This window comes from Proteiniphilum sp., assembly GCF_034927365.1.
Taxonomy (GTDB): Bacteria; Bacteroidota; Bacteroidia; order Bacteroidales; family Dysgonomonadaceae; genus Proteiniphilum.
The window spans coordinates 119,438-131,884 of sequence record NZ_JAYFQD010000013.1 but is presented as its reverse complement, the minus strand read 5'-3'; the positions used below and the strand labels follow the sequence as shown (position 1 = coordinate 131,884).

Here is a 12,447-nt window from a genome sequence, read left to right as displayed (position 1 = left end):
ATCATGATATCAAAAGCCAATTATTTTCAATTAGCAATGCTAACTATCATCCTGATCCTCTCCCAAGGATGTACCCCAGCGGACAAATTCTCCGTGTCTGACCTGACATGTGAAAATCTTGAAGAACCTCTGGGCGTGAATACGCTCCAACCCCGGTTCAGTTGGAAAAACAGTTCCGGCCGACAGGGAGCAACACAAACAGCATATCAGATCCTGGTAGCGGACGATATCAAAAAACTGAATGAAAATGAAGCCAATCTATGGAATTCGGAAAAAATAAACTCCTCATTAAATATCCTGATAGAGTACGCAGGTAAACCGCTTAGTGCGGGACAGCTACTATTTTGGAAAGTGCGTGTCTGGGACGAGAACGGGAAAGAATCATCATGGAGCAAATCAGCCCGTGCCGGGATCGGACTACTGGATGGTAAAGACTGGGCTGCTTCCTATATCGGATATCCATCTGAAAAGCGTTTTCATAGCTCTCCACAGTTGAGAAAGAGATTTTCTCCCGGCAGTGCGGGTAAAAAAGGAACATACCTCTTACATGTCAATTCACTTGGATATCACGAAATATATGTGAACGGTAAAAAAGTGAGTGATAATGTGTTGTCGCCGGCAGTATCCCAGTTTAATAAACGCTCACAAATTGTCACATACGATGTGACTCCTTTCCTGAAGGGTGATAAGAACGATCTGATTATCTGGTTGGGAAGCGGCTGGTACACCGAAGGGTTACCGGGAGTTGTAGGAAATGGACCTGTGGTAAGGGCACAGATGGAACATCTTTATCAGGGAACTAAAGAGACTGTGTTATATACCGACAGTTCGTGGAAAGGTAGAGAGAGTGAATATGCCTCTTTCAACAACCAACATTGGGGTTACGGCGGAGAGTCGGTTACCGGCAATCGGGAAACCCGAGACAAGGTTTTAAAAAAACCGGACGAATTAAGTTGGGAAAGTGTCGTGATCGCTGAAATTCCAGCGCACCAGGCAACTCCTCAGGCCGTCGAGCCAAACAGTATCAGGGAGACGATACATCCGGCCAGAATAGAGATGCTCAACGATTCTATCTTGTTGGTAGATATGGGTAAGGGGATCACCGGATGGTTCGACATCACCTTCCCTGCCCTTGAGGAGGGACAGCAAATCACCATGGTGTACGCCGATCATCTGAATACAAACGGAGATCTACCTAATCAGAATCAAGTAGACAAATATATCGCATCAGGAAGTGGTACCGAATCATTTATCAATAAGTTCAATTACCGGTCATTCCAGTATGTAAAGATCTCCAACCTGAGGCAGGTGCCTCGGTTAACAGATATAAAAGCCCATTTGATCCATACCGATTTTGAAATCGCATCGTCATTTGAATGTTCAGATGAAGATATGAACCGTATACACGATATGGTTACTTATACCCTTCGATGCCTGGGTATTGGCGGATATCTGGTAGATTGCTCCCACCTGGAAAGGTTAGGTTACGGAGGCGATGGGAATGCATCCACTGTTACGGCGCAAACGATGTTTAACCTCGCTCCGCTCTACAGCAACTGGCTCCAGGCCTGGGGAGATGTGATACGCGAAGACGGAAGTATGCCTCATACCGCTCCCAACCCGTTCTCCGCAGGAGGAGGACCCTACTGGTGCGGATTCATTATATCAGCTTCATGGAATATATACCAGCATTATGGAGATCGGCGTATACTGGAAAAATATTATCCCGTGATGCAGCAATGGCTCGGATATGTCGATCAATACAGTGTGGACGGGTTATTAAAAAAATGGCCGAACACAGAGTACAGGAACTGGTACCTGGGAGATTGGGCCACTCCGGAAGGGGTTGGCAATCCCAACCATATCGATGAACGATCGGTAGATCTGGTCAGCAATTGCTATATCTCTGTCTGTTTCGATCAGATGCAAAACATAGCCTTAGCACTTGGAAAACCGGAAGAAGCAGATTATTATGCCGAAAGGAGGAATCAGCTAAACAGAACCATACACGATACTTTCTTTTATGAGGAAGAAGGCATCTATGCCACCGGCTCCCAAATCGACATGATTTTCCCGATGCTTGCCGGAGCCACACCCGACGAATTGAGGGAAAGGGTTACAGACAAACTAATAGAACGTACAGCCAACGAATTTGGAGGCCATCTCAATACCGGCCTTGTCGGAATACCGGTCATGATGGAATGGGCCGCAAAAGCTCATCAGGCCGATTTCATATACTCCATGCTGAAAAAAAGAAGCTACCCCGGTTATTTATATATGCTGGAACAGGGCGCTACCGCCACATGGGAGCATTGGAACGGGGAAAGAAGCCGGATTCATAACTGCTATAACGGCGTAGGACAATGGTTTTACCAAGCCATCGGGGGTATCCGCGCGATTTCGGGAAAAGAGTCATACAGCGAATTTCTGGTCGATCCGCAAATTCCGGAAGGGGTTACCTGGGCCAAAACGAGCCAGATGACATCCTTCGGAAAAATAGCGGTTCATTGGGAACTCCATGATAAAAAAATGACGATGGAAGTAGAGGTTCCTGTCGGTTCAATCGCAAGACTTATCCCTCCCAAAGGGACGACAGCTATCCAAGTAGACAACGAGGCTATTGCAGTTTCAAACGATCCTCTTCTTTTGAGCAGCGGAAAATATTTTGTAGAGTACTCTTTATAGAGATATCAAATCTCTTAGTACATATGTCATTTCTAACGATTTAAAGAACAGATTTAATTTTTTATTTTGTAGATTGATTTTATCCGCCAAAAAAAGATGAAAATAGTCTATCCGTTTATTTTGTCATTATTTCTGATCTGCACGCTGAATGTATATGGAAATAAATCCCGTAATCTCAAGGTTGTAAAGGCCTCTTGTGAATACCGACAAGAACCGTTGTTGGCTTCCGACAAGCCCCGCTTCGGATGGCAACTGCAATCCGATAAACAGGGGGTAAATCAGTCGGCATACACCATCGAGATTTATACCCGTGTCAACCGGAAAGAGCAGAAAATATGGGATTCAGGAAAAGTGCAATCCAACCAAAACCAACAGGTACAATACAATGGACCGCAAAGATTGGAACCGGGAAAAGAATACCGGTGGCGGGTCAAGGTGTGGGATTCCGACAACAACACTTCGGGATGGAGCGAGATGAACCGATTTCGGATAGCCCTATCGAATAAGGAATTAACAGCCAAATGGATCGGTGCAATCGACAGGAAAGATGCCAATATACCCGAGGGAAGGTCTTACCACGCCTTGTCTCCCTCGTCGGAGGCGGCAGAAAGATGGAGAAACAGCCACCCTCTCTCGAAAAAGAGTATTTACCTGAGAAAAGATTTTTCTATCGATAAAAAAGTTAAGGATGCCATTATCTATATCAGCGGGTTAGGCCATTATGAACTGACATTGAATGGTGAAAGACTGGGAGATTCACAATTTGATCCGATGTGGAGCGATTATGACAGGACCATCTATTACAATGCCTATGATATAACCGGTGCCCTTCAACGCAACAATGCCATCGGAGTACTACTGGGAAACGGATTTTTCAATCAGCAGGGGGGCAGGTATGTAAAAATGCAGGTGAGTTTTGGCCCTCCTACCCTCTTTTTCAAGCTATACATAACCTATACCGACGGCACTAAACAGGAAATTGCTTCGGACGAAAACTGGAAATATTCATTAAGCCCCATCATCTTCAATGACATGTATGGTGGAGAGGACTATGATGCCAGATTGGAACAAAATGGATGGGACAGGTATGGATTTGATGATTCCGGTTGGCACCCGGTAGTGGTGCAAAGTGCCCCCAACGGCCAACTCACGCCGCAAACAACCGCTTCGGTGAAAGTAATGGAAACATACAAGCCTAAAGCCGTAAAAAAAGTAGGCGATGCCTATGTCTTTGATATGGGGCAAAACCTTTCGGGATTTCCGATGATCAAACTATCAGGAAAGGCGGGAGACAAGGTCCGGTTGACGGTAGGCGAAAATATTCATGAAGATGGTTCTGTAAACCAGTCGCAGTCGGGATCTCCCTACTATTATGAATACATTCTGAAGGGAGAAAAGGAAGAGGTATGGCAACCGCGTTTTTCCTATTACGGTTATAAATATATCCAGGCAGATGGTGTAAAACCTGAAGAGGTGGAATCGCATTTCGTATATAATTCAAGCGTTCAGACAGGACGATTCCACTGCTCCAACGAGATTTTCAATGACGCACACCGCATCATCGTGAATGCCGTTAAAAGTAACATGCATGCGGTCTTTACCGACTGTCCCCATCGTGAAAAACTGGGATGGCTGGAACAGGTGCATCTCAACGGACCGGGGTTATTCTATAATTTCGACCTGACAACATTCATCCCGAAAATCATGCGGGATATGCGTGATGCACAGCTTCCCAACGGCCTTGTGCCCGACATCGCACCGGAATATGTGGTATTTGCCGGAGGTTTCCGTGATTCACCCGAATGGGGAAGTGCGGCCGTGATCCTTCCCTTCATGTATTACCGGTTCTACGGAGATCCATCACTGATCGTAGAATACTACGACGTAATGAAAAAATATGTCGATTATCTTTCCACCACTGCCAACAACCATATTGTCTCGCACGGATTGGGAGACTGGTGCGATTACCGTAAAGATGAACCTTATGGTGTCTCCAAGAACACGCCAGTACCCTTGTCCGCTTCCACCCACTATTATATGGTGGTCGACTATCTGGCACAGGCTGCCGAGATAACAAATAATACCGCCGATCATGCTTTCTATTCAAAACTAAAAAACCGGGTAAAGGATGCGTTTAACAGGGAATTTTTCAATAAGGAGGCCTGCCAGTACGGAACTGGAAGCCAGGCATCAAACGCCATGCCGTTATTTGCAGGTATTGTGGAAGATCAACACAAGCAAGCCGTAATCGATAACCTGGTAAAAGATATAGAGCAAAAAGGATATCGTCTTTCCACAGGGGATACCGGCAACAGGTACCTGTTCCAGGCATTGGCCGATAACGGATTGAACGGGATCATGTACAAGATGCATAATCACAGGGAAGTACCGGGATATGGTTTCCAACTGCAATTCGGCACCACCACGCTCACCGAATTATGGGATCCAAGGGATGGTGCGTCATGGAACCATTTCATGATGGGCCAGATCGAAGAATGGCTCTATAAGTCGCTGGCAGGAATAACGACAGAAGATAACAGCGGTTTCCAAAAGATTGTGATTGCTCCCCAACCGGTGGGTGACCTGAAATTCGTGGATGCTTCCTACGACACATTGTACGGTACTATCTCGGTGAATTGGAAGATCGAAGGCAACCAATTCAAAATGGATCTGGATATTCCCCATAATTGTACAGCCAAAGTGTATCTTCCATCTAAAGAGAGATATACAACTGTGGGCGGCGGGAATCATTCGTTTACGACAACACTACCATGAATTAGTACTTCGATCGCTGTAATCGCTCGGTGTCACCCCAAAATGTTTCTTGAACGATTTTGAAAAATAGGAATAGGATCGAAATCCGGTTTGTTCCGAAATTTCAATTAAAGAAGTTGAATCATTTATTATCTTTTCGGCAGCACATTTCAATCGATAATTTTTCAAAAAATCATTGGGGGAAAGATCCGTAAGTCCTTTTATTTTCCGATAAAAAACAGTCCGGCTAAATCCTAATTCCCGGGCCAGATAGTCGATATTCAAATCAGGATCTGATAATGTCGTTTCGAGTAAATTGGTTAATTTATCCATAAACTGTTGATCATACCGGTTTAAAGTCACGGGCATGGGTTCATTGATACTCTTTTGAGGGATGGAAAAATACCTTCGTAAGACCTCTTTGTTTTCTAACAGATTATGGATGATGAGTAAAAGATAATCGGCATTGAATGGCTTGCAGATATAGGCATTGGCGCCCGATTCAAGCCCCACTATCTGATCCGGCATAGATGTTTTGGCGGTGAGCAGTACCACCGGGATATGACACAGTTCCGGACTTTTTTTGATCTGTGCACATAATTCATACCCGGAAATACCCGGCATCAGGACATCACTTAATATCAGATCAGGGGATTCTTCCTGTAGCAGCCCCAGGGCTTTATCTCCAGTATAAGCTTTTACCACTTTATATTCCCGAGAAAGCAAATCAGAGATAAAATCCATTAACTCTACATTATCTTCCGCGATCAAAACCGAATAACGTTTTTTCGGATCCAGTCCCTCCGGTTTGTTTTTCAAGATCGGTTGTGTTGAAGGAGAGTCTATCGTGAAGATATCTTTTTTCACTTCTCCCTTATCATTTTCTGTATAGATATCATCTACCGGGATAATAAAAGAAAATTCCATTCCCCTTTCCGGCTTTATCCGGGCACTTATTTCTCCTTTATGGGTTTCAACAAGCGTTTTGGTATAGTGCAAACCGATACCGCTTCCACTATAATCCGGATTGAGCCCCGAGGAACCATTGATCTGGCGATAACGGATAAAAAGCTCCTGAAGTTTATCTTCCGGGACACCGGGTCCCGTATCGGAAACAATAATCTCCATGAACAAATTGCAGCCAGATTGCAGGTGATTGGTATACTTTGGCATACTCTCCTCGCTGGTCAACAAACGGGTAAAGACTTCAACCGTACCATTTTCAGGTGTATGTTTTATGGCATTGGAAAGTAAATTATACATTATTTTCTCTATTTTATCCGTATCAATCCATAACTGTTGCTCGTTTATATGAGAATCGAATAGTAACTTGATATTTTTTCTTCCCGCTAGATAAAAAAATGATTCGTAGATATGTCGCAGTATCTGGATGATATCGGTCTGTTGAACATGCAACGATAGCACGCCGTTTTCCATTTTCACGAAGTCCATTAATTGATTCACCAGATGCAACATACGTTGCACATTTCGGTAAACAGTATCCAATAATTTCAAATTGACTTCATCGAAATTTACGGTTGAATAAAGCTTTTCCAAAGGAGCGGAAATCAATGTCAATGGAGTACGGAGTTCATGTGAGATATTGGTAAAAAAATTAATTTTCATTTTAGACACTTCTTTCTCGCGCATTCTTTCATTATGCTCCATCTCAACCAATTGACGGTTTATCTTCGTATTGAACCAGAACCGTAACGCATAAAATACCAACCCCAGCAACAAAATAAAATAACAGAGCCAGGCCTGCCATGAAAACCAGGGCGCAGGTTTTACTTTGATCTGCAATTTTGCGGGTTGAGTGCTTTCAATACCATCTCCATTGATTGCGCTGACATAAAAGATATATTTTCCCGGAGGAAGATTGGAGTAAGTTGCCCTGCGAAAATCACCCACATAATTCCATTGTTTGTCGAACCCTTCCAGTTTGTATTTATAGGTAAGTTTATGAGGTGCGGAGAAATCTATGCCCGCATAATCCAAAGAGATGGTCGTTTGTGTATGGTTGAGGACAATTTCTTTGGTATAGGCGACGTTTTCTTTTAAAACAGAACCCCGCGGTGCAGGCCTGACACTTTGGTGGAATATCTTTAGATCTTCTATATTGATAATGGGGGAATGGTCGTTGGGGACAATCGTGGAGGGATTAAAGAAAGTGAGTCCATGATTTCCCGCGAAAAACAACCGCCCATCAGCGCTCCTGCATCCCGCCTTTTCATGATATTGATCTCCCAAAGTACCATCGCTCTTAAAGAAATTGGTGATCACAGCATTAGTGTTGTTCGAGGAGTACTTCAACTTAGAAATACCATGGGAGGTGCTCATCCAAATATCTCCGTTCAAATCTTCCAGAAAACAAAGTACGTTATTGCTCGGCAGCCCGTTCTCTTTGGAAAATATCTGGTATTCACCCCCATTGCAATAAATGGCGCCATTTCCATAACTGCCTATCCAGATATGATGCCACTTATCTTCAAACAGGGTGATACTTGTGCTGGTTATGGGGATACATTCACTGGGAAATTCGAGTAACCGGGTCTCCGAGCTATGCTTCTTGATCTCGAAAACACCTTGCCCAAATGAAGAGAAAAGGATGTCTCCCGAATCAAGGATGCAGATATCAGAAATAGTGGAGGAATGAATCTTATCGCTCCTCACTTTGCCATCTTCAATGCTTATTCTGAATAACCCATCCCAAGTGCCCAACCATATATTATTTTTGCGGTCTTCTTTGATCGTTCTTACATTTTCCATATGAAAGCGATTCCTGATACGCATTTGCCCATCATTAGTCACGTTTGCCACTAATAGTTGAGTTTCAAAGGCAATCCATATATTTTGCCGTGAATCAACAAAAAGCACTTCCAGAAATTCTTTTTTATCCGGGTAGATATCAAGGTTTTCAAATTTATTGAACTCTCCTGAAGGAGAGTACCTGTAAAGTCCATCATAACGGGTTGCAATCCAAAAATAGCCCTTTTCATCTTCCAGAACGCGCGTAACGAACTTTCCTGCAAACTTATCACTTAGTACCTGATCGACATTAAAACAATCCGACTGTTTGTTACCTATCACGAAACCCTTATCGTACGTCCCAATCCACACGTTTTCTTGCCTGTTGATATAGCAGGTATGCAACTGAGAAGAATAGAAAGGATTAAAACGGGCCGGGGTGTTATGCTTTAACTCCTTCGATATAATATCATAATAGAAAAAACCCTCCGTAGTAGTGCCTATTAATAACGTCAGCGGTTCAATCTCTTTGATAAAATTGATTTGGGTCCTGTTCAACTTCTCATTCTCGGGGGTGGAGATCTCAGGTTCCTTAAAGGTGTGGGACAAGGGATCAAAAAGAATGATCCCTGCATTGGTGCCCAACCACCATGTACCTTGGGGGTCAGAATAGATACAAGTCACACTCTTCTTTTCCGGCAGCGTGTAGTACTCCCAGGTCAATGAATCTTTTCGAACGGCCAATCCCTGCTCATCATTCAATCCCATCCACAATCGGTGCGAACTGTCTTCCCAAAACAAATTTACAAACCGGGACTCAAATGGAAAATATACGTTTGTTTTTTCTTTATCGATTATACCGGGACCTGAAGGTGTGGCAACCCAGATTTGCCCCTGATGATCCTCAAAGAAAGAATATACCGGTGTGATGATGCCCGGATAATGCCTAAAACGATTTGTCCTCACATCAAAACTACTTACTCCATTGGCCGTCCCCACCCAGAAATTTTGCGACGAGTCTATTAACAAGGAGAATACAAAATCGTGCCAGAGAGATGTGCTATCCGATGAGTTATGTAAAAAATGTTCAAACTCGTAACCATTATACCTGTTCAATCCTCCTAAAGTAGCCATCCACATGTTTCCTAACGAATCCTGGGCAAAAGAATTCACATCAAGGAAAGAGATGTCGGCTGAAAGGTAGGGCTCCTCCATTGACTGAACCACTCGACCATCATTTGGTTTTTGAGGTTTTTTAATGAAGGAGGAGCATAAAATTACTGTTATTATTAAAAATATTTCCTTAAGATACATATTCTTCGTTTCGATTTGAATTTCCTCATAAAAATAGAATGTGCTGAAGATTTTAGACGGTAAAATACGAACTAATATTCATACTGGATAATTTGTACAATAAAAAAATGAAAAAATCACAAGAGTTTAGAAAAATAAACCTGAATGTACAAAAAAGCGAACAATTATTACAATAGTATCAGGGCATTTCATCATTACCTTTGTTTCGATAGTAAAAATAGTCATTAATACTCCTTTGAAAAGAAAAGCATGAGAAGAAAAAATTGTCATTTTATTGCGCACCTGTTATTGGTACTGTTTAGTATCCCCCATTTATATGCGAAAGAACAAATTCAACAATTAAAAGTAATTGATTTAAAATCCGATTATGAAAAAAACCCCATTGGTATCGATTTCCTTCCTCAATTAAGTTGGCGCTTGGAGTCAGGTCAAAGAGGACTTACACAAACAGCTTATCACATTATTATTTCTTCTTCTCTTGAGAAGCTTAATGCCGGTAACGGAGACATTTGGGATAGTGGGAAGATAAACTCATCGAAGTCCACGGGAATTTACCACGACAACTGGAAACTGAAAAGCAGTCAACGTTATTATTGGAAAGTAAAGGCCTGGCAAAATGGAGGGATAGCATCGGACTGGTCGGAACCCGCCTTTTTCGAGACGGGACTCTTGAGCCAGGAGGAGTGGCTGTCTGGCTGGATCGGTTATGTGCCGGGAATGCCGGGCAGAGTACAATACTTCAAAGGAACCTTTGTACCCCGGGAGAACATCAAACAGGCCCGCGCATATATTTCGGGACTTGGCTCTTATGAACTCTATATCAATCGTAAAAAAGTAGGAAACAATGTATTGGATCCTGCTCAAAGCAGTTATAGTACAAGGGTTTATTATGTCACTTACGACATAGCAGACTATCTGTTGCAGGCTCCTAACAGTTTTGTTATACCTGTTGCCCAAGGATGGTTAGGTTCACCCAGGTTACGCATACAGGTGGAGATAACTTACCAGGACGACACCATGGAAATCCTCACATCCGACAGATTCCGCTCAGTGACGACCGGCCCGATAAAATATTCGACCATTTTTGACGGAGAGCATTACGATGCCCGTCTTGAAAATCCCCAAATATATGAGCCGGGCGTACCTCCGGGATTGATGAACGAAGAATGGGCCTGGGCGCATAATACGGATGACCCTTCCGGAAAGATGGTCTCCCAGAGAGTTGAACCCATAAGAATTGTCGAAGAGATCACTCCAACTCTATTGAAAGAACTAGCACCGGGTATATATGTGTTTGACGCAGGCCGGAATCTTGCCGGATGGGCATCTTTGAGGGTAAAAGGAGACGCCGGCACCAAAATTTCGCTCCGGTTTGCCGAAACCCTCCACGAAAACGGTTTTGTGAACCAGGAAAATCTTCGAAATGCGAAAGCCATAGACACTTACATCCTAAATGGGAAGGGTATAGAGACCTGGGAACCGGCATATACCTATCATGGATTCAGATACGTGCAGGTAGAAGGACTACCCTCCAAACCACTTGAAGATGATATCAAAATAAAGGTCGTCCGTTCCGATTTGAAACAATCCGGAAAATTCAAAAGCAGCAACCCACTATTGAATGACATCCATCAGATGGTAGTCAATACGGAAGCCAGCAACCTACACAGTGTTCCAACCGACTGTCCTCAACGTGACGAACGGATGGGATGGCTTAACGACCTTACGGTAAGAATAGAACAAGCCATTTACAATTTCGACCACTCCCGCTTTTACCCTAAATACCTTCAAGATGTCAGCGACACACAGGATGCGCACGGAACTATAACATGTGTCGCGCCCTTTAGATTCGGGATGAGGCCTGCCGATCCGGTATCTGCCAGTTATCTGCTGCTGGCACAGAAGACCTATGAATTTTACGGCAACAAGCGAGTTATAGAAGAGCATTTTGACGGGATGAAAGCATGGGTCGATTATTTAAACTCACGCACAAATAATGATATTGTGGATTACAGTTATTATGGAGATTGGTGTCCACCAAGGGATTTCCTGATGGATCCGAACGGATCAGGCGTTTCGAGGGATACGCCGGGGCAGTTCATCTCGACTGGATATCTCTATTATTGTGCGAATCTTTTATCCGATATGGCCAAGGTGATTGGCCGGGAAGCAGAGGTAGTCCGGTACAAAGCGCTTGCAGAGGAGATCTACTTAGCTATTAATCGCGAATACTGGAACGAGCAAACGGGCGGATACGCCTCTAATAACCAAGCTTGTAACTCGTTCGCTCTATATCTTGGCCTGCCGGATGAAACGAAAGTCCCTCGGGTAATAAAAAATCTGGTAGAGGATGTAAAGAAACACGACTATCATCTTACCACCGGCAACCTATGCACAAAATACCTGTTAGAGGCATTGACTGAACATGGCCATCCCGATGTAGCCTACAAAATAGCCACACAAACCACTTATCCGAGTTGGGGATTTATGCTGGCAAATGGTGCCACCACATTATGGGAAAGGTGGGAATATCTCACCGGGGACGCCATGAATTCCCATAATCATCCTATGATGGGCTCGGTAGGTTCATGGTTTTATAAGTATATCCTGGGTATAATACCTGATTTCAATCATCCGGGGTTTGAACAATTCTCCATCAAGCCATACATCATGGGAGACCTGCAATCCGCAGAAGGTGAATTAAACACAGTAAAAGGCAAAATAAAGAGTGCATGGCGCAGACAAGGAAATAACCTGACGATGGAAATTGGGATTCCAGAAAATACGACCGCAATAGTGCATGTACCGGCAAAAAGCGTGCGGGGTATTACTGAAGGAGATAGGAAAATATCCACAGTGAAAGAGATTTCTGTGCTGGAAGAGACAAAGGATTATGTGATCCTTAAGGTCGGATCGGGAAATTATCAATTTAAAAGCAGGATTTAA

4 protein-coding genes are annotated in these 12,447 nt (G+C 43.5%); 3 read left to right on the top strand and 1 reads right to left on the bottom strand.

Features of this window, described 5'->3' with window-relative positions:
- Window positions 1-3: 3 nt before the first annotated feature.
- Window positions 4-2,685, top strand: coding sequence for a family 78 glycoside hydrolase catalytic domain (locus VB073_RS09675; RefSeq protein ID WP_323403960.1), 2,682 nt, complete (start codon window positions 4-6; stop codon window positions 2,683-2,685).
- A 96-nt stretch (window positions 2,686-2,781) separates the two neighbouring features.
- A complete protein-coding gene (locus VB073_RS09670) occupies window positions 2,782-5,460 on the top strand; it encodes a glycoside hydrolase family 78 protein (protein ID WP_323403959.1) in 2,679 nt (892 codons plus the stop codon).
- Here the strand turns inward: VB073_RS09670 and VB073_RS09665 are convergent.
- Window positions 5,452-9,414: a hybrid sensor histidine kinase/response regulator transcription factor gene (locus VB073_RS09665; protein WP_323403958.1), complete on the bottom strand. Its 3,963-nt coding sequence runs from the start codon at window positions 9,412-9,414 to the stop codon at window positions 5,452-5,454. The genes VB073_RS09670 and VB073_RS09665 overlap by 9 nt on opposite strands.
- A gap of 336 nt (window positions 9,415-9,750) precedes the next feature.
- Here VB073_RS09665 and VB073_RS09660 point away from each other — a divergent pair, with 336 nt between their 5' ends.
- Window positions 9,751-12,447: an alpha-L-rhamnosidase gene (locus VB073_RS09660; protein ID WP_323403957.1), complete on the top strand. Its 2,697-nt coding sequence runs from the start codon at window positions 9,751-9,753 to the stop codon at window positions 12,445-12,447.